Origin of the sequence: Paraburkholderia strydomiana (genome assembly GCF_046030495.1) — a bacterium.
GTDB lineage: Bacteria > Pseudomonadota > Gammaproteobacteria > Burkholderiales > Burkholderiaceae > Paraburkholderia > Paraburkholderia strydomiana_A.
This window is the reverse complement of sequence record NZ_JAQQCJ010000047.1, coordinates 1-21,624: the sequence shown is the minus strand read 5'-3', so window position 1 is coordinate 21,624 and position 21,624 is coordinate 1. Positions and strand designations below refer to the sequence as shown.

Here is a 21,624-nt window from a genome sequence, read left to right as displayed (position 1 = left end):
GTTTGCGGTTGATAATTTATCTTATGTCAAATAGTAAGGGCAATTAACGGAAACTGACAGCCGTGTCGGCTTTGGCAAACAGACATGGAGAATACAAGAAGACGCTGCACTGGCCATTGCGAGTAGCGATTGCGAGCTAAACCGGAAGCCACGTCCCAGTCATTTCCGTTGAGGAGCAAAGCGTCGAGGCGAGGCTAGCCGACCACCATCGTAATCTAGGAGTGTCCGACCGTCGGCATCACAAAGAGGCGTTCGTCCCACACCACGGGTTGCGGCTCGGTCACAACAATCCGCGTCGCGTCGGGGTGTGCGGGATTGACCAGCACGTTGAACTCTGCACGGACGACGACAGAAGGTACCATCAGAAGTGCGGTACGCGACTCGGTCAGCCAGGCGTCGCCGAACTCCCTTGCCGCCTGCAGTGCTGGCGCATCCCATCCCCCTGGCAACGATTCAGCCGACTGGAGTTCGACGCGAATATCGTCGGGAACCGCTGCTTCGACCCATCCGTGTGTCTTCGGTACCTTGCCGATGCGGGCATGAACAAGAACCTCGAGCATCGCACCGGCGAAGGTCGACGCGGCGTAGATGACCGGTCGCCCCGGGCTATTGAAGCGGCCGCCCACCAGCATCGCGCCGGTGCCGCTCCAGACCGTATGTCGAGTGTCGGCGATTCGAAACAACTTCACGCCGGCAACCCATAAAACAGTTTCCAGAGCAGTTCTTCGACCCGGCGCGCGCCGAGCTCGGTCAGCGCAACATCGAGTGGCGCCCGCCCTTCGAGCTCCGGGTGCGGCGTCGACAGGAATTCCCGCGCGTCGTCTTCGTCGTTCCAGACATAGGCCGTCGTCGCGACAATCCTGGCCAGCCGCTCAGTCTTTTCCGATTCGTCTGGCGTCAGCCGATCGCGACGCCGCTTATAAGTCGCTTCGGGGATGATGCGGGCAAGTAGCGCACGCCGGGCGTCAGCACCCTGCGTCGCATGTTCGACGCCCGCGCGCAGCGCGGACTTGGGCAGTCCGTCGCGGACAAGTGCTTCGAGTTCCGCGAGCGTGTGCGGGACCTGCCGCAGTTCCATGACTGCGGCCACTGCCTCAGGCGTAATCAGTGACATGCGACTCCCGACTAAAGTATCAGTTGATACCCAATCATAGCGCAATTGATACTGTCCGCAAACCCATCTTCAACTAGCAGGCTTTAGCGGGGAGACTGCCGAGGCGGCCTCCTCGACATCGTCCCTGCCTGCGAGAATCGCCCACATGGCATGACGGCACGTCACGTGCCTGCAGAAGTCTTTCATACACGAAATGCTCAAGCAATTAAGCATCCGCTCGCGACGGGATGTCGCACTGGGCATACGGATAAACCATTTATAGTGCACTGCACAAGCCCGTGTGATCGGTAGATGCGATCTGATAGTTGTGTTATAGTGCATTGCACAAAATTCGTCCGATCGGCAAGCGCGATCCGACGACCGCGTCGAGCGTTGCCGGGTTGCGGACCGAGATGCCGCTGAAGTTGAGTCGACACGCCTGTCAGCTACGTCCAGTTTCTGTCTACATCATCAAAATGAGGTCCCTGTGAAATACCTTACCCGCATCGCCGCGTCTGGAGCACTCCTGGTCGTCGCTCTCGGTATCGTCACCTTCGCCCAGATCAAGTTCGCGCCGCAATCCGCAGACAACAACCCGGTCGCACGGATCGTCCTGAACGTCGAATCGCAACTGAATGGTTGAGCGACTCCACCGCCATATGTAGCTCGCGCCCCACAGGCAAAGAAAAACGCGCCGGGCTCCGGAGAGAACTGGCGGGTTTGAGCTACTGATTTCGGATTCACATACCAGGCGATGGTAACGGAGTTGACGCCTGCTCAGGCTCCTCCAGCGACCAGTAAGCCTCCATGTCCACGGCATCCAACACCTTGGCAGGTCACCAATCGTCAATTCGAGACGCTTCATCGTGGCCTCGTGAGACAGCCAATCTTTCCCCTTCGACGTTTCGGTTATCAGAAACTTGAAGAGCGTGTCGCCACCCTGAGCCAGCGCAAGCCAGCCCTCCCCGCCCTGCGCAAATTGTCACCGCGCAACCTGAAGGCATGAGCGAATCCAGAATTTGTGCAGCAGCGTCCTGGACTATTTGAGACTTCCATAATTCATGACATCACCACAGCGTAGCCTGCATCCAACAAGCGGCAATAATCGAAGGTCGCTTTTGAGCGCTCTTAAGCTTGTTGCGGGCGCTCGCGTGCAGTTCGCTGAGGTCATTGGGGCAGTAAGTAGTGGGCCAGCGCGTGGCGCTTCAACGTATCCGCCCGAGAATCCCCGTACTAGCGAGCGCCCCTGATTTCGCGGAAACTCCAATACAGTCGGGGAGAGTAGTCGACGGCGACGCCGATGAGTGGCGACGTCGTCACCCTTGAGGAGGGGATAGTGTGCGCGACGCTGGGCTACCGCCGCGGTGCTTCCCGGGCGTCGCAGAAGAAGCTCAGGGTATCGTCGTCCTTGATCTTGACGTGCCAATGGCCAACGCAGTACCTGGCGTCGGAGAACTTCTCCCGCCATCGGCGCGAGAGCTTGTCGATCCAGTCGCGCGCTTCCGATGGCATCTGCGGCGAGCCGGCCATCTGCTGCAGCATCTGTAGATAAGTGGGATCGCCCCAGCGGGAGTTGGCTGCGACATGCGCGTTCCAGACCAGCACCACCAGCTTGTATATCTCGCGCACCACGGCGATCGGCGTCTCTTCGGTAATGGCCTCGGATAAAAGTGGATCGCCGAAGTCCAGGATCGTCTCGGAGATCTTGCGTTCGACCTCACGACTCAGGATCACCGGTAGTGTGCGTGGCTGCTTCGACATGACGATGTCGTCGACAGACCAGTCGCGTTTGAGCGTGACCGTGTAGAGAAAGCGCAGCGCGGCGGTCGCGGTAACCAGGCTGCTGCGCGCCAGTTGCCGGACTTCGACGAGGTGCAGTTGCCAGGCGCGGATCTCTTCGGGTCCCAGCGTCGCCGGGGAGCGGCCAAAGTGCTTCGCGAAGGCGCCAACTTGCTGCAGGTACGCGCGTTGGGTATTGGCCGAGAGACTGCGAACGCGCATATCCTCGACCATCCGCTGACGTAGGGGTGTCATGGCAGGACTCCTTTCGGGATGAGCAGGTGCGGTGAATTGCACTGTCATCGTCGCACCCGGAAAGGAATGCTCGTGGCGCCGGCCAGGACGGGGATATCGGTCAGCCACCATACCGCGTCATCGGTTTAGGCAGTATGACTTTCCGTGAGTCAGCGGCTGGCCCGCCGTGAGGAACCAAACGCGGGTTAGCATCGCTGCCAGAGCCGCACGATGTGCACAGGGCACACCCCGGCGATTTCCAGCGCGGAGGCCAGCGTGAACCACGATAGCACGGTGTTTGTCGGTCTGGATGTTCATAAGGAGTCGATCACGGTGGCGTACGCGATCGATATGGGCGACGTGGAACTGTTGGGCAAGATAGGAACGCTGAAGGCGGATATCGATCGCCTGTGCAAGCGTGTTCAGTCGAAGGCGCGCCATGTCCGCGTTGTCTATGAAGCCGGCCCCTGTGGCTACGGACTCTACAGGGAGCTCGTTGAACGAGGATTCGACTGCGTGGTATGCGCGCCGTCCCTGATTCCGAAGAAACCGGGCGAGCGTGTCAAGACGGACCGGCGCGACGCGGTCAAGCTCGTACGCGCACTGCGGGCTGGCGACCTGTCAGCGGTACACGTGCCGGATGTTGAAGATGAGGCGTTCCGGGACCTGGCGCGCGCATGGGCGGCAGCGAAAGCAGATCTCAGACAGGCCCGCCAGCGATTGAAGTCCTTCCTGCTATCGCACGGAGTCCGTTACTCAGGTAACGCCAACTGGGGTCCCGCACACCGGCGATGGATAAGCGTATTTGCATTCCCAAACCACTGGCAGCAACTGGCCTTCGACGAGTGCCGTCGCACGATTGAAGACAGGTTTGCGCAATGTGAGCGCCTTGAGGCGACCTTGCACGAAGCGGTCGTCGGCTGGCGATTCTATCCGGCCATACTGGGTCTGCAGACGATGCGCGGCATACAGTTCATCACCGCCGTGGGCATGCTCTCCGAATTCGGGGACCTCTCCCGCTTTGAGCACCCGCGCCAACTGATGGCCTGGCTGGGCGTGACGCCCTCAGAACATTCTTCGGGTGAGCGGCGGCGTCAGGGCAGCATCACGAAGAACGGCAACAGCTATGCAAGAAAGCTACTCGTCGAAGCCGCCTGGAGCTACAGATACCCGGCACGCGTCAGTCCGGAAATTCAGCGCCGACATGAAGGCATTCCCAAACTCATCCTTGACCGTGCCTGGGACGCACAGGTCCGACTCTGCCGCCGATACCGCAAGCTGGCAGCACGCGGCAAGAATGTGAACATCGCTGTCGTCGCCGTCGCACGCGAACTTGCGGGGTTCATCTGGGACATCAGCAAGCTCGCAATGTCGCTCGCCGTAACGCGAAACGAGCGGCCGGCGTAGCGCTGAGCTCTGCTATACAGATGCGACGAGTTTCCTGAAGGCGGCGTTGGGCGTATCTGGAACTGTCAATCGGCTACGCGGTGCCCGACGCTGAAGCGCACTTTGCGCTGCAGATTGACGAGGCGGTAGCGGCTGCACTTCGCTAAGGATCACTGCATAAGTCGTCAGGTGTCATGCCGTGGCCGGCCGCTTCCAGTCCAGATAAGTGTGGAGGCATTCGGCGCTTGCCGGATGAAGCGGGACGTAACGGGTCTTGCCGCCCTTGCCAAGTACGCGCAGATGGGGCACGCCGCGGTGGTTATGAATATCGCGGACCTTCAGCAAGCAGAGCTCCTCGCGATGCAGCCCGAGATACAGCAGCACTTCAAGCATCGCACGGTCACGCGGCCCCTTGAGCGTCCCCGGATCGGGCGCATCGAGTGATCACCGAGCGCCGGCGTCTTGCCCTCGTTACTGTCGGCCTTGGGACGCTTAGCGCCCTTGACCGGATTGAGGTCTACGGCGTTCTTTTCACACAGATACTCGAACAGCGATGACAGCGCCGCGAGCTTTCGCCGGATCGTCGCGCCGGATAGCGCAAGGTCCTCGAGAACCTTGCGCCACGCGAGCACGTGAGCGCGGGTAACGATGCGGAACTCGTCCGCCTGCTGGATACCAGCAAACCCCGTGAAGTCCTGGTACGCGCGACGCGTGCGCGGATTGTCGAGATTGGCACCATTCGACGTCGGCCGGCATCGCGGCTAATTGATGAAATTCAGCGGCTGTCAGAATTCGGGTCGGCACGCCCCATATGGACCTCCTGTGCAGCAACACGTCCGTGCGTCCCGCAGTACGCACTGCAGAATGGCGATGAGATCTTCCCGGCCATGCTCGCCGCTATCACGGAGGCAAAATCCAGCATCACCTTTGAAACCTGCATCCACTGGTCGGGAGACATGGGCAGAGCGTTCGCGGATGCCCTACGGGAGCGAGCACAAGACGGGGTCTCCGTGCATGTGATGCTCGACTGGGCAGGCAGTGCCAAAATGGATCAGCGCCTGCTCGGCGAATTGACTGAAGCGGGTGTCCAGGTTGAACGCTACCACGAACTGAACTGGTACAGCCTGGGTCGTTTGAATAATCGAACGCATCGGAATCTGCTTGTTGTCGACGACTGAATTTTGAGCCCTACTGACTCTCGCTCGCGCCCAGAGCGCACGTGAGGACTTACGGGAAGCGAAATGCCGTAAATCCAACGATGAGCAGATTGACAAGTCCAACAGTGGTGGTACCACTTGAATGCGTCGGCGGACCCGGATCCTTAGGCGGCCTTGGGGGAATCGTCTTGTGTCTCGAACCCGTCACTCAGTTCGACGAACTGGGGAGTCTCGCAAGTTCCGCTTACAAGGTTCCGTGACCGTTAGGCGCATCACCCTGCCTCGGTCCACCGCATCTCCGACGCCCTCAGATGGCTGCGCATCGCCGACTGAGCAGCGAGCGGGTCCCGCTCCTCAAGCGCGCGATAAATTGCCTCATGTTCCGCAAGCGCTGCCGCCCAGGTTTGCCCCGTCTCCGCGTGGCCACTAAGACGCTCTGAAATCGGACTGTGACGCTCGTCGAACAATTCGGTCACCATCCGGACCAGCACGAGATTGCCAGTCATCTCCGCGATACCCACATGGAACGCGCGGTCATGGTCGAGCGGGGAACGCCCTGCTTTGATATGCGCGCGCATCCCATCGAGCGTCTCGCGCAGACGGGCCAACCGCTCGGGCGTAATCAGCGCGGCGGCCAACACGATCAGCGAGCCTTCCAGTACCGCTCGCGCCTGCATCAACTCAGACGGGCTTTCCCCCAATGCAACGATTGCATTCGGCGAACGGTCGGACGTCCGGCACACGTAGACACCGGAACCCTGGCGAATCTCCACGGAGCCCGCAATCTCCAGCGCGATCAACGCTTCTCGCAATGAGGGCCGCGAAACACCCAGTTGCTGGGCGAGGTCACGCTCGGGAGGCAAACGCGCGCCTTGTGCAAAGCCACCCGACTGAATCAGCGCCCGTATCTGGTCGGCGATGTGCTGATAAAGACGTTTCGTCTCGACCTGTTTGAGTTGGGTGCCTGTCAATTGTCCTCCTTGGAACCCTTATTTCCGTATGGCACGCGAATGACCGACCCGAATTTTTTGGTAAGGCCAATTTACCTCGGTGCGGCCTCGTTACAGATTATAGGTCATCCGTCCGCACGGACGCCAACGAGCCTTCGGTCAAGGCATCTGACACTTCGGTGTGCGGTTTCGCCCAACTAGTGACAGCCATGGACACGACGAGCGCGGCCGTAAAAGGTAAAAGTGGCTTGACCAATTATCGCTGTGTAACTATGATCAATTTGCCCCGTTCTCTGCCGCACCGGGTACGGGTTCGATTCGCAAAGAACAAAACCACGTGCGCGCCCACGGGCAGCGCCACGAATTGGAGACAGCCTTGCTGGAATTCTCAACACGGCACGCGCCGCGCCGCGCTCTGTCGGTGCGCCCGCATTCTGGTCATGCCCGCCTCGCCATCGCCCCTGGCGAACATCGAACGTCTGCCCCGTCCGCCTGTGTATCGGCATCCGAACCGGTAAACCCGCCGGCTGCCGACACGTCCGACCGCTCCTCACGGCCCGACGAGAACGGCGAGTTGTTGCGGCTCACGGGCGTGACCAAGCGCTTCCCGGGCGTCGTCGCATTGGACAGCGTCAGTTTCGACTTGCGGCGTGCCGAGGTTCATGCCGTGTGCGGAGAAAACGGCGCGGGCAAATCGACGCTGATGAAGATCATCAGCGGCCAATACGCGCCCGACGATGGCTCCATCATCTACAAGGGCAGCGAATGCCGTTTCGCTTCGTCGCTCGAAGCCCAAGCCGCAGGCATCGCCATCATCCACCAGGAGCTCAACCTGGTGCCGCACCTGTCGGTGGCGGAGAACATCTTTCTCGCTCGTGAACCGCGCCGTGGGGTATTCGTCGACCGGGCGCGTCTGCGCGCCGATGCGCAGCGCTGCCTCGACCGGCTCGGGGTCGACATCGCACCGGGAACGCCCGTGCGCACCCTCCCGGTCGCGCAACGGCAAATGGTGGAAATCGCCAAGGCGCTCTCGCTGGACGCCGAAGTGCTGATCATGGACGAGCCCACGTCGTCCCTCACGGAGACGGAAACCCGCCAGCTCTTCAGGATCATTCACGAGCTGAAGCGCGCCGGCGTCGGAATCATTTATATCTCGCACCGGCTCGATGAAATGACCGAAATCGTCGACCGCGTCACCGTCATGCGCGACGGACGTTATGTGTCGACAGACGTGTTTCGCGAAACCACCATCGATAAGGTCGTCGCACGCATGGTCGGCCGTTCGCTCGAAGATAAATTTCCGCCGCGCACGTCCGTTCCGACCGGGGACGTCTTACTGTCGGTCGATCAATTAACGCGCGCGAATGTCTTCGGACCCGTCAGCTTCGAATTGCGGCGCGGCGAAATCCTGGGTTTCGCCGGCTTGATGGGTGCGGGCCGAACGGAAGTGGCACGCGCGATCTTTGGCGCCGATCTGCCCGACAGCGGCACGATCAGGCTAGGTGACGAGGCCCTTGCGATCCGCTCGCCGATCGACGCTATCCGGCGCGGCATTGCGTACCTGTCCGAAGACCGAAAGGCCAACGGCCTGTCGCTCAACATGCCCGTCGCCAGCAATATCACGCTGGCCAACATGGATGCAGTCTCGAACCGCTTGGGATTTATACGCTTCGCAACCGAGGCCGCCGTTGCGAAACGCTACGTGGACGCACTGGGCATACGCACGCCAAGCGTCAGGCAGATCGCACGCAACCTGTCGGGCGGCAATCAGCAGAAGGTTGTCATCAGCAAGTGGCTGTTTCGCGACTCACGGGTGCTGTTCTTCGATGAGCCCACCCGCGGCATCGACGTCGGCGCCAAATTCGCGATCTACGAACTGCTCGACAAGCTGGCGGCGCAAGGGATAGGCGTCGTCATGATCAGCTCCGAACTGCCCGAGATTCTTGGTATGACCGATCGCGTGGCTGTTTTTCATGAGGGCGACCTCGTCACGATCCTCGAGACCCGTCAAACGAGTCAGGAAGAAATCATGCATTACGCCTCGGGACGCAGAGGCGCTTCGGATACCTCGGGAGCTTCGCAATGAGCACGCTTACACGTCCCAGCCCTTCGCTTGCCAGCGAACGGCGCAAGGATCTGATTCAGAAGTTTGCCGCCTTCGCCAGCCTGATTGTGATGATCCTGGTGTTCTCGTCCACCAGCGAGGCCTTCCATACCGTAGACAACGCGATGACCGTCGCGCTGCAGGTGACCTCGATTGCCTACCTTGGCGTCGCCGCGACCTGCGTCATCATCACGGGCGGCATCGACCTATCGGTCGGCTCGGTTCTCGCGCTGTCCGGTGTCGTGGCGGCCCTCGCGGTGAAGGCCGGCATGCCGGTCACCGTCGGCATGCTACTTGGCATCGTGGTCGGCGCGATGTGCGGCGCGGTGAACGGTCTGTGTGTCACGCGCATGCGCCTGCCGCCGTTTATCGCCACGCTCGGCATGATGCTCGTGGCGCGTGGCCTGGCACTGCAAATCACCGGCGCACGCCCCGTGTCGGGGCTGGGCGAAGCCTTCGGCGTGCTCGGCAACGGCGCGTTGTTCAGGATCGAGACGATCGGGGCGGACGGCTTTCCGGACGTGAAGTTTCCCGGCATCCCCTACCCCGTGCTGCTGATGATCGTCATCGCCATCGCCGTGTCGATCATGCTAAGCCGAACCACGCTCGGCCGGCATATTTACGCGGTTGGCTCCAACGCCGAAGCGGCCCGGCTGTCCGGCGTCAATGTCGCGCGCGTGACGATGTTCACGTATGTGCTCTCCGGCGCGCTTGCAGGCGTGACCGGCTGCGTGCTGATGTCGCGACTGCTCACCGCCCAGCCGAATGAAGGCGTGATGTACGAACTCGACGCGATTGCCAGCGCGGTGATCGGAGGCACCTCGCTGATGGGCGGCGTCGGCACGATTTCCGGCACGGCGATCGGTGCTTTCGTGATCGGCATTCTGCGTAATGGGTTGAACATGAATGGAGTGTCCAGCTTCATTCAGCAAATCATCATCGGCCTGGTGATTCTGGGCACTGTCTGGATCGACCAGCTCCGCAATCGCCGGTGACATCCATCGGCGGTTCGGACCGGCTGGTCTGCAGCGCCGAGAAGTCCATGTACGACAACAAATCCTCACAGGAGTAGAGACATGCGCACATTCCAACTAAGCCTGCTGGCCGCCACCCTTATGCTGGCCACCGGACTTGCTCGCGCCGCCGGCGGCGAGATCGCGGTTATCGTGAAGACATCGAGTTCCAACTACTGGCAGAACGTCCAGAAGGGCGCGAACGCGGCAATGGGTCAACTCAAGGGCTACACGATGACTTTCCAGGGCCCGGCGACGGAAACCGCCATTGCCGACGAGGTCAACATGGTCGAGAACGCGGTGAATCGTAAGGTGGCCGGCATCGTCCTCGCCCCGTCCGATCCCGACGCACTCGTGCCGGCCGTCAAGAAGGCGTGGGACGCCCATATCCCGGTCGTCATCATCGATTCCGCGCTCTCCGATTCCGGCAAGCAGTACTACCAGTCATTCCTCTCGACCGACAACAAGAAGGCGGGCGAACTGTGCGCCAAAGCGCTGATCGATCGCGTGGGCCAAAGCGGCAAGGTTGCGATCATGTCCTACGTGGCCGGCGCGGGCTCGGAAATCGGGCGGGTCGGCGGGTTCCGCGACTATCTGAAGGCACATTCGCAATTGCAGGTGGTGGGACCTTTCTATTCCAACTCGCAGATGGCGACTGCGCTCAACCAGACCACCGACACATTGACCGCCAATCCCGACCTCAAAGGCATTTTCGGCGCGAATGAGCCAACCGCGGTCGGCATGGGCCGCGCGCTCGAACAGTCCGGCAAAGCCGGCAAAGTGGTGGCGGTCGGCTTCGACGGCAATCAGGATCTCCAAGGGTTCGTCAAGGACGGCACGCTTACCGCCACCGCCGTGCAGGGTTCGTACCAGATGGGAGAGCTAGGCGTCAAAACGGTCGTCAATCTGATCGAGAAAAAGCCGGTGTCGAAGCACCTCGATACCGGCGTGGTGATGGTGACCAAAGACAACATCGACAAGCCTGAAGCGAAGAACGTGCTGTATTGATCGTCCTGGCCGGTCCGGGCGGCTCGATCGAAATCGCGCCCGGCTGCCGCCGCAAGACGTACTTGAACTAACGCTGCGCCGTTCGAAACGGCGACGAAATAAGGATTGCTATGCTTACGGTGATATGCGAGACGCCAGGAACGCTGAGCGCACAGGAAAGGCCTAAACCCGAAACGGGAGAAAACGACGTACTGTTGCGCGTTAAGCGTGTTGGCGTGTGCGGTACGGACTTGCATATTTTCACGGGAAATCAGCCTTATCTGGCCTATCCGCGCGTGATGGGCCATGAGTTGTCCGGCATCGTCGAACAGGCGCCGCCCCACAGCGGACTCGTTGCTGGCGATCAGGTCTTCGTGATGCCGTACCTGTCGTGCGGCCAGTGCATTGCGTGCCGCCGCGACAAGACCAATTGCTGCGTGAATATCCAGGTGTTGGGCGTGCATCGAGACGGCGCGTTCACCGAGTACCTGAGCGTTCCCGCGCAGTTCGTTCACAAGGCCGAAGGTATAACGCTCGATCAGGCGGCTATGGTCGAATTCCTTGCGATCGGCGCGCATGCGGTCAGGCGTGGCGACGTGAAGCAGGGTGAACGCGTGCTCGTAGTCGGCGCGGGGCCAATCGGCATGGCGGTTCTGACCTTCTGCAAACTGCGCGGTGGGACGGTGACCGCCCTCGATACGCGTGCGGACCGGCTAGATTTCTGCGTCAAACATCTAGGCGCCGCCGCAGCGGTGCAGACCGGCACCGACGATCACGGGCAATTGTCGGAACTGACGGACGGCGACTTCTTCGATGTGGTGTTCGACGCAACCGGCAACCCTAAGGCAATGGAACGCGGCTTCCAGTTCATCGCCCATGGCGGCCGGTACATACTCGTTTCCATCGTGGCTGACACGATCACTTTTTCGGACCCCGAATTCCACAAGCGCGAAGCCACCCTGCTCGGCAGCCGTAACGCGACGCTCGAGGACTTCGACACTGTCATCGAGGCCATGCGGGCCGGCCATATCCCGGACCGTGCGCTGAATACGCATCGACTGGCGTTAGCCGATGTCCCTGCGCAGTTTGCGACACTGCTCGATCCTGCCGGCGGTGTCGTCAAAGCTATCGTGGAATGTTAGCGATGCGCCCTTCGCATGAGGAAGCACCAACCCTTGCCGCACCGCTCACGCAACCCATTCTGCAATTTGGCACGAGTCGTTTCCTGCAGGCACATGTCGATTTATTCGTCTCAGAGGCGCTCGAGTCCGGCCAGTCAGGCGCGGCGGCAGGCGGCATTGCCGTGGTTCAGACGACCGAAAGCGCCGACAGCGCTGCGCGCGTCGCCGCGCTCGCGAACGGCGGCGGCTATCCGGTCCATATACGTGGACTGCATTCGGGCCGGTTGATTGACGTAACACTGACCGGACGGGCGATTCGCCAGGCCGTGCACGTGCGCAGGGATTGGGCTCTGATCCGCGAGGCGATCTCAGGTCCCGTGCGAATTATTGTTTCGAACACTGGGGACCAGGGTTATCAACTTGATGAACGCGATAACGCTCGCGCGTTCGCCGACCCGAGCCGCGTACCGCACAGCTTCCCCGCCAGACTGCTGTCGCTCTTGCACACACGATGGCAAAACCAGCCCGACGCACCGCTATCGTTGTTTCCTTGCGAGCTGATCGAGAAAAACGGGGAAGTGTTAAGAGGCATCGCCGTGGACCTGGCGTTGCAATGGCACATGCCGGATGAGTTTATCCGCTATCTGACTGACCATTGCGTATGGGCCAATTCGCTGGTCGACCGGATCGTGTCAGAGCCAATCCGGCCTGTGGGTGCGATCGCCGAACCTTATGCACTGTGGGCGATAGAACAGCAGCCGCGGCTTCAGGTGCCGTGCGTACATCCGTCGATCGTTCTCACTGGAAATCTTCACCATTTCGAGCGGCGCAAGCTGTTCCTGCTGAATCTCGGGCATACCTTTCTCGCCGAGCGATGGTTACGCGAAGCTCGCGCAGCTGACGAGACAGTCTGCGGTGCGATGAACGACCCTGTCCTGCGCGCGGAACTTGAGACGGTCTGGCAACAGGAAGTCTTACCTGTCTTCGATCTCCTAGGTGCACGGGATGATGCGTTGGCCTACATGGCACAGGTCCGTGAACGCTTGCTGAATCCCTTTCTGGCGCACCGCCTCGCCGAAATTTCACAGAATCATGCGCAGAAGAAGCAACGCCGGATTGCCCCATTGCTGGCGCTAGCGGCCTCCCTGACGCAAGCTAAAGGCACGCGAATCGAGCAGCCACGTCTTACGGAAATGATGGCCGCGGGCCCCTGACGGATTGGCCCTTCGCCGCCCGGTCCGCACGGGCGAGTCAAGCACCGATACATCCGACTACACCTGCCACAAGCCGACGTTCGAAGCAGTGCGCTAGTTGCAAATGAAGTTTATAAACAGGTTCAAGTCCGATACCGCCAAGAGCGTAAACAGCAATCTCGAGTTGATACGTTCCCTCCTGGGGAAATGGCACCCGACGTTGACAGCTTGCAGAAGATCGAGCCGCAGTGGGACGAAATGCTGGGCCTCGCCGGTTCGCTCAGAACGGGCCGCGTGTCTGAGGCTGGCATAATGCGCACGCTCCAAACCGGCGACCAGGCCTGCCCGATCCGCACAGGCGGCCGCCGAATTCAGGTGCTTAACCCGTTTTTTCGTTCCACTGTGCCTCAAACCCCATTTCCGGACGATCCCTGGAGAAGGTGTTGTCGTGCCCCGTCAGGCGCGGTTACGGTTGTAGACATCAAGAAACACAGCTGCCAGCAAGGCCATCGCCTTGATCACCTGCTGGTAGTCAATGCCACCGGCGTGACCGGCCAGGAAGCTGTCCATGCGCGCATCGAGGAAGAAGCGCAGGTAGATCTGCCTGGACCACGACAGCACCATCACGAAGGCCATCAGGGGCCGGCGCGCACGCCAGATCTGCAGATAGCCGAAGCTGGCCCAGTCGCATTGACCTTGTTCTCCTGGCAAGGTGCGAAGCCGAAGGTACGCCTCGGCCACCGGAAGTGGACGATGGAGCGAGATCAGGTGCCGGAAGTGATCATGACTGCCCCGGAAGCCGCGCTCATAGACCATCGCATACAGGCGGCTGGCCGTGAGTGACGGAAACTTCTTCAGCGTCTCATGGATGAACGGCAGGTAGGCATCGATCTGCGAGGGCCGCAGCGCCGCGCCGACTCTGGGCAGTCCAGCCTGCGCCAGCACGCGCTGGACAGTGCCGCGGTGTACGTGTAACTGGCGCGCGATGGTGCCGCAGCGCCACTTCTCGACGTGGTAGTAGCGCAGGATCTGCGCTTCGAGTTCAGCTCCGATGGTCATTGGTTGTTTCCTGTGCAGTCAGTAGCAGTGCGAACATCACGGAAGACCCGACGGCGAAGTGGCCCGAGGCGTACGAAGCCCGCACAGACGCAATGGCAGAAGTGGCAATGCTCAGGCACAGAAGCGGCGGCGGGTACCGCTGCTGTGGCCGCCGACGTCGTCGAAGTCGGTGCCAGTAGAGCATCGGCGGCAGGCACGGCGGAACCGTGATGCGTCACTTTATTCTGGCGGCTGCGATAGCGGCGCATCCGTTCGGCGTGCGCTAACCGGCCGTGGCGACTGCGCCGATAGCGCTGAGCGGCCTCGCGCAAGTTGGCCTGACGGGCGAACTGCGAGCAGTCGCCGGCGCAGTAGATCTGGCCGCGGTCGCAACGGCGGCAAACGATGACCTGCACCCGGCAGCGGGCGCACACAAAGAGGCGGCCTGTGGCCGGCATCGGCAATCCCCGTCAATGCCGATGCGATATCGACAGGGCTGACGGGGGATGCGATACTTGGCGGGCACCCGTACCCTGTCGTGCGCGTGTTGGGCTCGACACCGGAGTGAACTTGGCGGCTTGTGCCGGTGTCGGGCCTGTTTCTTCGGCGGTAGGCAAAACCCTCTTCTACCGCATCCAGACTCCTGCGTCACCCCCTCCTGAAATGCGCCGCGCCGGGTGCGTCTGGACTCGCCCTTCGGGCTCCTTCCGACGCACCCGATACCGACCATCGATGCCGTCGACAGCAAGCACCGAACAGTTCTGCAGAACAGGAGTCGTTTCGCGTTTCTGATCGACGCCGCCGTGTAATGTACGGGTCCGGACCACCACCGTCACGAGATGCCACTGATCCCTTGATGCGCACAAAACGCGGCTTCGACCAAGTATATGCCCTGCCCATACAAGCCGACTTCGACTATCTCCGGCGAGACTGTTGACGTCCAAGCCGACTTGACCCATTTGAGCCTATATAGAGTTGCGATTCGTTGGAAATCAACAGTCCGGCCCCTGGAAGAGCGGGTTGATCGTCGTAGTTGAGCAAGCCTCCTCGTTCGGTGCCGATGCCGGTGTTTCTGCGATGTGGCAGGTATGCTCATCGTGGAGTTCCGAGTAGGGTCACGAGGCGTGCTTCTAGGTCGCCCTGCACACGCCAAGCTCGGTACTGTACGCAATGGTTCCCTATCAAGCGGGATGAGATAACGTCAAGTCTGGTGTATGAGCAGTTGATAGCCGGCGACGTCAAGCGGCGAGTTTCTGCTGACCCGGTTGATCGTCTTGCACCGGTTCGCCGTCCCTGAAGGCAATACCCTCCAGCAACAGCTTGATCTGTTCGGGGCAGTTAATGCGGCGCCAGGTTTTCTCGGCTTCCTCGATCAGCTTGAATGCCAGGCCGAGGAAGGTTGGTCGCGACACGCAGTTGCGCGTGCGCGTAGTGCGGTGACGCACGGTCGCGAACCTCGACTCAATCGCATTCGTCGTGCGCAAATGCTGCCACTGCTCGGCCGGATGCCCTGTGGCAGCACAATGCCGAATTCACCCGGAAGCCCACGAATCTGATTGGCCAGTGCTGTGCGCGATTTGACCAGCCCGGCGCGTGCGCGATGCAGCGACAGAATTGTCTGTTGCGCCTGCGTCTTGACCGGTACGAAGCGCATGTGGGGCCGTTGTATCGCCTCGCAGATTGCTTCGGCGTCGGCCACATCCGTCTTGTTACTCTTTACGTAAGGTCGGACGAACTGCGGGGCGATTAGTCGAACGGTGTGTCCGAGCTTCGCGAGTTCCCGGCCCCAGTAGTGCGACGAGCCGCACGCTTCCATACCAATGACACACGGTTCGAGCGCTGCGAAATATCGAAGTACATCCGTGCGTCTCAACTGTTTGCGTACAACGATGTGTCCTTGCAAATCCACCGCGTGAACCTGCAGCACATTCTTGGCCAGATCCAGTCCAACAGTCTCTATCTTCATGATGAACGCTCCTTTGCCGTGGATATCACGACCTCTCCACTCTGGCATAAACCTCTCGCTGCGTAGCGGGAGTCGTCCATCACATCAGAACCGACTGGGGCACCCACGGGGCCGTTCGTTCTCGCGGATCGTCGTTAGCCATACAGCAGGCCGCATGGCATTAGTAGCCAGAAGGTTTTCATGTGTGCCCGCGAGTCCGTTGGCCCACACCGTCAGCGCGTGGGCGGGCCCAGTTGCGGTAGACAGCTACGAGCTGCGGTTCGAACGACATGATCGCTGTCCCGCGTTCGTTTAGGAGAATTCATCATGCTGATCACCTTCCGGTCACCTGCCGCGCCCGACGTGGTCATGCTCAAGAATCTTGCTCAATACCTGCTAAACCTCATAGGTAAGCATCTCGGATCAAGAGGCGTCATTCAGCACAATGAGCTGCCTCGAGCGATTGACCGTCTCGAAACAGCGATTTCCGAAGAAGCGCAGGCGGACGTTGCGCTCGAATCGCTTTACCACGTGCCGGACGCACACGGTCGCACTGTAGGTGAAGACCATCGAGGGCTCGGAGAACGAGCGTGGCCGCTACTGGATATGATGCGTGAAGCGAGCAAACACAACGCGGACATTCTATGGGGGCTTTAGGCAGAACTATGCTCGCCAACTCGAAATGAGCACCCCGAAAACCGCGGCCCTTTCGCTCCGGTAGCGAGTAGTGGAAGTTGCGGCGCTTGCCCCGTCTTTGCTCTCGATCGCGTTGTGCCTTATCACGGAACATGACATGCCGACGCTATTCTTGGGGCACCGCGCGACGACCGTTGTTTTTTTCGGCGTCTCCTGCTTTTGCGCCGGCGCATCCATTGTCCGTGCGGCCCCACAATCTGGCCTCACGGCGTCTGTGTCGAACATTATGACCTCTGTCGGGCATAGGCGAGTGCGGGCTGAAGCCGCTCAACATGGCATCGTCGAAGATCTCGCTTACTCGACGGGTGTCGCGGCTGTCGAGGTAGACGCGTATGGAATCAGTCCACTCGGCGTATTGTCGGTCGGTCCTTTCATTTTCACCAAATGGCAAATGGCATGTTGCCAGGCCGCCCGTTGGCGGCCTTCAGCAAACCGCGATCAAGGGAGTCCTGAAAATGCCCAGCATGTCATCTTTGTATGGCCCGCGACCTGAGTGACGCTGTCAGCATTGCCAATTCGACCACCCTCCCCACTTCTATCCGACCACCTCAAAGAGTACGCCGCAGGACACGCGCTCGAGCAGTTCGAGGTGACTGCCCCCCGCCAGCCAGCGAGTCACGAAACCCTGTGTCGATGACCAATAACAATCAGGTCGGCGTTGAGGGAGTTGGCCAGGTTAGCGATCTGTTCAGCGACGCTTCCCACCGAAAAATGCCCGGTCGCAGTAACGCCCCATGACGCGAGCTTCGCGATACCGTCCTCGAGTATCTCTTTCGCGGCGTCCTCGTCGACGTCGAACTTCATCGATGAAAAGGCGTCGTAACCGGCTGGCCACCAGGCCTGCCCGAGAATGGACAACAGGTGTGTCTCTGCCCCCAACTGACTGGCCAATGCAGCGCCGCAACGCAACGCGTGTTGTCCTTCAGGCGTTGCGTCATAACACAAAAGAATGCGATTGAAAGGCGTTGTCATCGGCTTTTCCCTGGACGATCGGGCGCACCATGCCGCCGTGCCAGTGTGACGGCTAAGTGAACATTGGCACGGCCTCGATCAGGGCCACCCCCAGGAGGGCCCCAACAATAGCGCCGATCAGCTTCGGGTGCCACCGATCGAGGTGAAGCGCGGCAAGGAGGCTACCCAACAGAATGATTCCAAGAAATCCGAAGGCGATCACCAGATAGCCGAATTCGAAGTCATTGTTGATGACCATCACTCTCCTCCAGTGTCTGATTGCAACATCCGCGGACACCGTGACATAGGCCTGCCACAGTGACGCCAGGTGCACAGGAACAGCGCTCTGTTCATTATATGTCACTCTGTGACATACGCTGTGAGACTTGTCTGTAGCGAGCTGTGCGAGCACAGCATCGGCGGACCGATTCGAATCATCGAAATTATCGCCGACGTCGCACTGCCCCTTCAGGATAGGAAGTGCGAATGGCACGAAGTCGCCCGCGAGTTCGGTGACGGACATCGGTAGACTGTCGCCCACGGCCTGCCAAGCCTTCGACCAAAACCAGCAGGCCAGGCCTGCCATTTTCCGCGGCCGTCCGGCGCGGGCGACAAAGCATGACCAGAGGCATGCGCAGAAATCGGACAAAGCGGCACACGCAGACCACGCGGAGACATAAAGGCGTAGTCCGATCTTAAGTCTCCATGGTCAATGACATCGCAGGCCGCTTCGCAAAAATCTTGACTCCGGTTTCCTGGCTGGCAGACGGCGTGGATCTGACCGTCACAGGTGTTTTCGCCTCCGCGCCGTCTCAAGCCACCGCGGTAGCATCCGCGAACGAACGGTTGAAAAGAGCACACCCGGCACCGCCATGCATGTACTCAGACTGACTGATACAAAAGTGCCCTACGCAATGGCAATCGTACCCTCAGGCAGACCGGATGTAGACGCGGCGACCGGACTGCATTCAGCGGGACAGTACAATGAAGCCAATGAAACCGTGAAACAGGTGCAGGACAGCGCCCGGGATGACCAGGTAGATCTGAAGGCATCGCCGGAATCTGGCAATCTCGTTTCAAGAAATCCGGACAGCGGTGCGGCCGCCCGAGCAATCGCCAAGTGAAAATTCGTCGATGCAGGGTGCGGGGCGGCCCGGCGTTGGCTGCTGCCGGTGCGCGGACCGCGAGGCCGCCGACACAGCACGCTTTTGAACGCGCGCCTTAACGGCTAAACTATGTTTTTCGCATGGCATTGCCTTTCTTCGCGATTCGCGCCGCAGTCGCGATGAAGAGTTCGCACGGGGCTCCTCGATTGACAGATCAAGATCGGCATCTTTTCCATGTGCTCAGAGCTGCGGCGTTGCTTTTACTCGCGCAATTGCCATGCGTGGCCGCTTCATACGCCGGGCAGCCAGCCTGGCTCGACGCACGCGTGTCCCAGGAGACAATCGCGTCGACAATCTGCCACCGGGGCTACCTTGCTCAGGTGATGCCGTCTATTGACGACCGGATCCGCCTGAGGGCGAGGCCGCTTTCCGTGACCGATATGAGCTGATCCATCGGCATCGTGCCGAACGGCTGAATGCCACCTGGCAGGCGGATCATACACAGCTCGACATAGTGATCGTCGACGCCAACGGCACGCAGGTTCGTCCGTGGCTGACGACCGTGATCGACGACTATTCTCGCGCGGTCGCGGGTACATGGTGTTCGTCGGAGCACCGTCAGCACTCAACACGTCGCTGGCGTTGCGACAGGCCATCTGGAGAAAGCCGAACGCAGATTGGCCGGTCTGCGGCATTCCGGACGTGCTGCATGTCGATCACGGATCGGACTTCACCAGCATCCATCTCGATCAGGCGGCCGCCGATCTACGCATTCAGATTGTCTATTCGACCGTCGCGCGCCCTCAGGGCCGAGGCAAGGTTGAGCGGTTGTTCGGCACGATCAACACGGAACAGCTGCCCGAATTGCCCGGATATGTTCAGGACGGCAAGCCGACCTCGCAGCCTCGGCTTTCGCTGCCTGAGCTGGATGCGGCGATCAGAGCCTTCATCGTGGATGAGTTACAACACCAGAACCCACAGCGCGATAGGTGTCGCTCCGGTGCAGGCATGGTGCTACGAGGGTTGGATTCCCCGCTTGCCGGATGACCTGGAAGCGCTCGACACATTGTTGGTTATGGTCGCCAAGCCGCGCGTAGTACGTCGCGACGGAATCCACTTCGAGCGGCTGCACTTCCTCGATCCAACTCTGGCGGCCTATGTAGGCGAGGCCGTAACCATTCGGTATGACCCTCGTGATATGGGTGAAATACGGGTCTTTCACCGCAATATCTTCCTGTGCCGCGCCGTCAATACTGAACATGCAAATCGGAGCGTGACCCTCAAAGACGTGCAGGCCGCCCGCTCCGCGTATCGGCGCAGGCTGCGCCAGGAAATGCGGGAGAAGCGAGGACGCGTCGCCGATCTGCTTCCAGCTCCACCTGCTCAGATATCGGTTCCCTGAAAGCCGAAATCGGAAAAACATTTACCGGCACGGCCGCGTCTTCGCACTTATGTCGAGGACACGTGATGACCGCGCATGATGGCGAGCGAACCGGAACCTTCATCGTCACCCGCGAGCATCGGCGTTTTGCAGAGTTTGCCGACGCTGTTCGCAAACACCACTATATCGGTGTTCGTCATGGCCCAGCCGGTGTTGGGAAGACGCTTTCCGCCCGCCGCTATACTCGATGGCACATCGCCGAAACCTTGCTCGAAGAATGGGGGCCGCGCGACGAGTCGGACGCAAAGGTCTATGCCGCACTCGCCCGATCCCGCTCGGCCGGATTGGTAGCCGGCGCTATGTCGATGGCGACAGGCGAGTACGTATCGGTCTAGTCGCAGGCGGATACAGAAACTGCGGCGCTCGCCGAAGAGCAGGCGGAGCTCGATGTGGATGGCCCGCGCGAACATCGGGAGTTGGCGGCGATTTACGTACGGCGCGGCCTCGACATGGCGCTTGCCAAACAGGTTGCGCAGGCTCTAATGGCTCACGACGCACTCGGCGCGCATGCCCGCGACGAATTGGATATTTCGGAAACGACCGCAGCAAATCCATTACAGGCCGCGCTGGCGTCGGCCAGCAGCTTTTCGGTGGGAGCCGCTTTGCCGCTCATTGTCACGGCGATCGCCCCGCAGCGATGGGTGGCACCGAGTATCACGGTGACGGCGCTGGTTTCCCTGACAATACTTGGTGGACTTGCCGCGCGCGTCGGAGGAGCTAAAGTGGGCCTTGGCGTATTGGGGGTTACCTTCTGGAGCGCGCTGTCGATGGGTGTGGCATCCGCAGTCGGTGCTTTATTCGGCGCGACTTGAGCCGTGACATCTTTCCGAAATATAGTCCCTTGCTATTCCACGAAGGTTGTCATCTGCTTGCTCGGCTCAAATCTCGGAATGTCCAATAGCCAAAGCCGCCGTAATTACCCTGCCCATTGCCGTTTTGATGGTCGTCCTGACCTCGGTCGGATTGGAACGAGCCGAAGAGATCACCGATGGTCCGCGCATTGACGGGCGCATACGTGTTGCCTGAGACCTGCTGCGGATTCCGCGGATTTTCGCGGCTGCGTGATCCGAAATTCGTGCACCCCCACGCTGCGGGAATACCGTAATATCGCGATCAGCGAAATGCGCGGAGTGTCGCCGAAGAAATCGACAGGCTGAATATAGCGCGAATTGCAGTAGTCGATGCCTTCGTCGGCAATGGTCAGGATAGCCGTCGGCGCCTATAACTGGGTCGGGCTATACAGCACGACCATGCTTGTTCACGAAAGCCGGCGATACATGGCAGAGGGCTTGCGAAGGTCGGCTTAAAGTTTTCGCAGCTAACATTGCGAACGTTGGGTCGATCGGCTGCGGTGGGCCCGCGCAGAAACACTCGAAACATCCGGGCCGCGTGCTTAGCGTACGTAAAAATCCGTTTCTTGAGGGCACCTC

The 21,624-nt window shown here is 60.4% G+C and carries 19 protein-coding genes and 6 pseudogenes; 14 read left to right on the top strand and 11 right to left on the bottom strand.

Annotation, left to right across the window (positions count from 1 at the left end):
* Positions 1–215: 215 nt before the first annotated feature.
* Both PQQ53_RS34255 and PQQ53_RS34250 read right to left on the bottom strand, forming a co-directional pair.
* Positions 216–689 (bottom strand): RES family NAD+ phosphorylase, encoded by a 474-nt coding sequence (locus tag PQQ53_RS34255; RefSeq protein ID WP_408329068.1) that lies wholly within the window; start codon positions 687–689, stop codon positions 216–218.
* Positions 686–1,114: an Xre family toxin-antitoxin system antitoxin gene (locus tag PQQ53_RS34250; protein ID WP_408150592.1), complete on the bottom strand. Its 429-nt coding sequence runs from the start codon at positions 1,112–1,114 to the stop codon at positions 686–688. Before PQQ53_RS34250 ends, PQQ53_RS34255 begins: the two co-directional genes overlap by 4 nt.
* Before the next feature lie 466 nt (positions 1,115–1,580).
* Here PQQ53_RS34250 and PQQ53_RS34245 point away from each other — a divergent pair, with 466 nt between their 5' ends.
* Complete coding sequence (locus PQQ53_RS34245; RefSeq protein WP_153141799.1) at positions 1,581–1,736, top strand: hypothetical protein; 156 nt, start codon at positions 1,581–1,583, stop codon at positions 1,734–1,736.
* Between the two features lie 424 nt (positions 1,737–2,160).
* Here PQQ53_RS34245 and PQQ53_RS34240 read toward each other — a convergent pair.
* Positions 2,161–2,274, bottom strand: a pseudogene (locus PQQ53_RS34240) (IS630-like element ISCARN39 family transposase); the annotation flags it as partial.
* 172 nt (positions 2,275–2,446) lie between these two features.
* Positions 2,447–3,127 carry a site-specific integrase gene (locus tag PQQ53_RS34235; RefSeq protein WP_408329065.1) on the bottom strand — a complete coding sequence of 227 codons (681 nt, stop codon included), beginning with the start codon at positions 3,125–3,127 and terminating at the stop codon, positions 2,447–2,449.
* Between the two features lie 210 nt (positions 3,128–3,337).
* Here PQQ53_RS34235 and PQQ53_RS34230 point away from each other — a divergent pair, with 210 nt between their 5' ends.
* Entirely contained in the window at positions 3,338–4,513 is a 1,176-nt protein-coding gene (locus tag PQQ53_RS34230; protein WP_408329062.1) for an IS110 family RNA-guided transposase, read from the top strand.
* A 171-nt stretch (positions 4,514–4,684) separates the two neighbouring features.
* On the opposite strand, the gene PQQ53_RS34225 is transcribed toward PQQ53_RS34230, so the two are convergent.
* Positions 4,685–4,885, bottom strand: a complete 201-nt coding sequence (locus tag PQQ53_RS34225) for a site-specific integrase (RefSeq protein WP_408329059.1) — start codon at positions 4,883–4,885, stop codon at positions 4,685–4,687.
* A 464-nt stretch (positions 4,886–5,349) separates the two neighbouring features.
* On the opposite strand from PQQ53_RS34225, the pseudogene PQQ53_RS34220 reads away from it, so the two are divergent.
* A pseudogene (locus PQQ53_RS34220) lies at positions 5,350–5,664 on the top strand (phospholipase D-like domain-containing protein); the annotation flags it as partial.
* 257 nt (positions 5,665–5,921) lie between these two features.
* On the opposite strand, the gene PQQ53_RS34215 reads toward PQQ53_RS34220, so the two are convergent.
* Positions 5,922–6,620: a FadR/GntR family transcriptional regulator gene (locus tag PQQ53_RS34215; RefSeq protein WP_408329056.1), complete on the bottom strand. Its 699-nt coding sequence runs from the start codon at positions 6,618–6,620 to the stop codon at positions 5,922–5,924.
* A 553-nt stretch (positions 6,621–7,173) separates the two neighbouring features.
* Here PQQ53_RS34215 and PQQ53_RS34210 point away from each other — a divergent pair.
* From PQQ53_RS34210 to PQQ53_RS34185, 6 genes and pseudogenes are all read left to right on the top strand, one after another.
* Positions 7,174–8,685 carry a sugar ABC transporter ATP-binding protein gene (locus PQQ53_RS34210; RefSeq protein ID WP_408329070.1) on the top strand — a complete coding sequence of 504 codons (1,512 nt, stop codon included), beginning with the start codon at positions 7,174–7,176 and terminating at the stop codon, positions 8,683–8,685.
* The gene (locus PQQ53_RS34205; RefSeq protein ID WP_408329053.1) at positions 8,682–9,698 is read left to right on the top strand and encodes an ABC transporter permease; all 1,017 of its coding nucleotides are present in this window, start codon (positions 8,682–8,684) and stop codon (positions 9,696–9,698) included. Before PQQ53_RS34210 ends, PQQ53_RS34205 begins: the two co-directional genes overlap by 4 nt.
* An 81-nt stretch (positions 9,699–9,779) precedes the next feature.
* Positions 9,780–10,724, top strand: a complete 945-nt coding sequence (locus tag PQQ53_RS34200) for an ABC transporter substrate-binding protein (protein ID WP_408329051.1) — start codon at positions 9,780–9,782, stop codon at positions 10,722–10,724.
* Between the two features lie 110 nt (positions 10,725–10,834).
* The gene (locus tag PQQ53_RS34195) at positions 10,835–11,845 is read left to right on the top strand and encodes a zinc-binding alcohol dehydrogenase family protein (protein WP_408329047.1); all 1,011 of its coding nucleotides are present in this window, start codon (positions 10,835–10,837) and stop codon (positions 11,843–11,845) included.
* 2 nt (positions 11,846–11,847) lie between these two features.
* A complete protein-coding gene (locus tag PQQ53_RS34190; protein WP_408329044.1) occupies positions 11,848–13,038 on the top strand; it encodes a mannitol dehydrogenase family protein in 1,191 nt (396 codons plus the stop codon).
* A gap of 186 nt (positions 13,039–13,224) precedes the next feature.
* Positions 13,225–13,356: pseudogene (locus PQQ53_RS34185) on the top strand (Tn3 family transposase); the annotation flags it as partial.
* Positions 13,357–13,473: 117 nt separating this feature from the next.
* Here the strand turns inward: PQQ53_RS34185 and PQQ53_RS34180 are convergent.
* From PQQ53_RS34180 to PQQ53_RS34170, 3 genes and pseudogenes are all read right to left on the bottom strand, one after another.
* Positions 13,474–14,076: a hypothetical protein gene (locus PQQ53_RS34180; protein ID WP_459252116.1), complete on the bottom strand. Its 603-nt coding sequence runs from the start codon at positions 14,074–14,076 to the stop codon at positions 13,474–13,476.
* A 1,217-nt stretch (positions 14,077–15,293) separates the two neighbouring features.
* A pseudogene (locus tag PQQ53_RS34175) lies at positions 15,294–15,560 on the bottom strand (IS256 family transposase); the annotation flags it as partial.
* Positions 15,560–16,021: pseudogene (locus PQQ53_RS34170) on the bottom strand (IS110 family RNA-guided transposase); the annotation flags it as partial. The pseudogenes PQQ53_RS34170 and PQQ53_RS34175, both read right to left, overlap by 1 nt.
* Positions 16,022–16,327: 306 nt before the next feature.
* On the opposite strand from PQQ53_RS34170, the gene PQQ53_RS34165 reads away from it, so the two are divergent.
* On the top strand, positions 16,328–16,657 hold the full coding sequence (locus tag PQQ53_RS34165; RefSeq protein ID WP_408329041.1) for a DUF1840 domain-containing protein: 330 nt from the start codon (positions 16,328–16,330) through the stop codon (positions 16,655–16,657).
* 654 nt (positions 16,658–17,311) lie between these two features.
* On the opposite strand, the gene PQQ53_RS34160 is transcribed toward PQQ53_RS34165, so the two are convergent.
* Positions 17,312–17,668, bottom strand: a complete 357-nt coding sequence (locus PQQ53_RS34160; RefSeq protein WP_408329039.1) for a universal stress protein — start codon at positions 17,666–17,668, stop codon at positions 17,312–17,314.
* A 52-nt stretch (positions 17,669–17,720) separates the two neighbouring features.
* On the bottom strand, positions 17,721–17,906 hold the full coding sequence (locus PQQ53_RS34155) for a hypothetical protein (RefSeq protein ID WP_408150516.1): 186 nt from the start codon (positions 17,904–17,906) through the stop codon (positions 17,721–17,723).
* A 655-nt stretch (positions 17,907–18,561) separates the two neighbouring features.
* On the opposite strand from PQQ53_RS34155, the gene PQQ53_RS34150 reads away from it, so the two are divergent.
* From PQQ53_RS34150 to PQQ53_RS34135, 4 genes and pseudogenes are all read left to right on the top strand, one after another.
* Positions 18,562–18,771 carry a hypothetical protein gene (locus tag PQQ53_RS34150; protein WP_408329036.1) on the top strand — a complete coding sequence of 70 codons (210 nt, stop codon included), beginning with the start codon at positions 18,562–18,564 and terminating at the stop codon, positions 18,769–18,771.
* A gap of 531 nt (positions 18,772–19,302) precedes the next feature.
* A complete protein-coding gene (locus PQQ53_RS34145; protein WP_408329033.1) occupies positions 19,303–19,800 on the top strand; it encodes a TnsB C-terminal domain-containing protein in 498 nt (165 codons plus the stop codon).
* On the top strand, positions 19,790–20,155 hold the full coding sequence (locus tag PQQ53_RS34140; protein WP_408149948.1) for a Mu transposase C-terminal domain-containing protein: 366 nt from the start codon (positions 19,790–19,792) through the stop codon (positions 20,153–20,155). Before PQQ53_RS34145 ends, PQQ53_RS34140 begins: the two co-directional genes overlap by 11 nt.
* 338 nt (positions 20,156–20,493) lie before the next feature.
* Positions 20,494–21,006 (top strand): annotated as a pseudogene (locus tag PQQ53_RS34135) (VIT1/CCC1 transporter family protein).
* Positions 21,007–21,624 lie beyond the last annotated feature (618 nt).